This window comes from Bacillus crepusculi (genome assembly GCF_014764715.1).
Classification (GTDB): domain Bacteria; phylum Bacillota; class Bacilli; order Bacillales; family Bacillaceae; genus Bacillus.
The window spans coordinates 1-844 of record NZ_JACXXE010000034.1; the positions used below are offsets into that span (position 1 = coordinate 1).

The following is an 844-nucleotide window of genomic DNA, read 5'->3' on the forward strand; positions in this document are numbered from 1 at the left end:
TGGAGGATTAGCTCAGCTGGGAGAGCATCTGCCTTACAAGCAGAGGGTCGGCGGTTCGAGCCCGTCATCCTCCACCATATTTATTCTTACATAATGTTAGGATAGATAAAGCCGGTGTAGCTCAACTGGTAGAGCAACTGACTTGTAATCAGTAGGTTGGGGGTTCAAGTCCTCTTGCCGGCACCACTTTCATATGGTAAGATAGACAAGTCGCTTTTAAAGAGAGCCATTAGCTCAGTTGGTAGAGCATCTGACTTTTAATCAGAGGGTCGAAGGTTCGAGTCCTTCATGGCTCACCATGTTTCATGCGGGTGTGGCGGAATTGGCAGACGCGCTAGACTTAGGATCTAGTGTCTTTATGACGTGGGGGTTCAAGTCCCTTCACCCGCATAGCCAAATAACATAAAGAAATCCTGTAATGCGGAAGTAGTTCAGTGGTAGAACACCACCTTGCCAAGGTGGGGGTCGCGGGTTCGAATCCCGTCTTCCGCTTATACCATCCACGCCGGGGTGGTGGAATTGGCAGACACACAGGACTTAAAATCCTGCGGTAGGTGACTACCGTGCCGGTTCAAGTCCGGCCCTCGGCATTATAAAATAAGCGCCCGTAGCTCAATTGGATAGAGCGTTTGACTACGGATCAAAAGGTTAGGGGTTCGACTCCTCTCGGGCGCGCCATTAAGATCGGGAAGTAGCTCAGCTTGGTAGAGCACTTGGTTTGGGACCAAGGGGTCGCAGGTTCGAATCCTGTCTTCCCGACCATCTTTTATGGGGCCTTAGCTCAGCTGGGAGAGCGCCTGCCTTGCACGCAGGAGGTCAGCGGTTCGATCCCGCTAGGCTCCAC

9 tRNA genes are annotated in these 844 nt (G+C 52.0%); all 9 read left to right on the forward strand.

Features of this window, described 5'->3' with window-relative positions:
* Window position 1: 1 nt before the first annotated feature.
* Window positions 2–77: transfer RNA gene (locus IEE86_RS19190), tRNA-Val, on the forward strand.
* Window positions 78–110: 33 nt separating this feature from the next.
* Window positions 111–186, forward strand: a tRNA-Thr gene (locus tag IEE86_RS19195).
* Window positions 187–223: 37 nt separating this feature from the next.
* Window positions 224–299: transfer RNA gene (locus tag IEE86_RS19200), tRNA-Lys, on the forward strand.
* Between the two features lie 8 nt (window positions 300–307).
* Window positions 308–390 (forward strand) — tRNA-Leu (locus tag IEE86_RS19205).
* Between the two features lie 30 nt (window positions 391–420).
* Window positions 421–492: transfer RNA gene (locus tag IEE86_RS19210), tRNA-Gly, on the forward strand.
* A 12-nt stretch (window positions 493–504) separates the two neighbouring features.
* A tRNA-Leu gene (locus tag IEE86_RS19215) sits at window positions 505–590 on the forward strand.
* Window positions 591–601: 11 nt separating this feature from the next.
* Window positions 602–678, forward strand: a tRNA-Arg gene (locus tag IEE86_RS19220).
* Window positions 679–685: 7 nt separating this feature from the next.
* Window positions 686–762 (forward strand) — tRNA-Pro (locus IEE86_RS19225).
* A gap of 8 nt (window positions 763–770) precedes the next feature.
* Window positions 771–843 (forward strand) — tRNA-Ala (locus tag IEE86_RS19230).
* Window position 844: the final 1 nt, after the last annotated feature.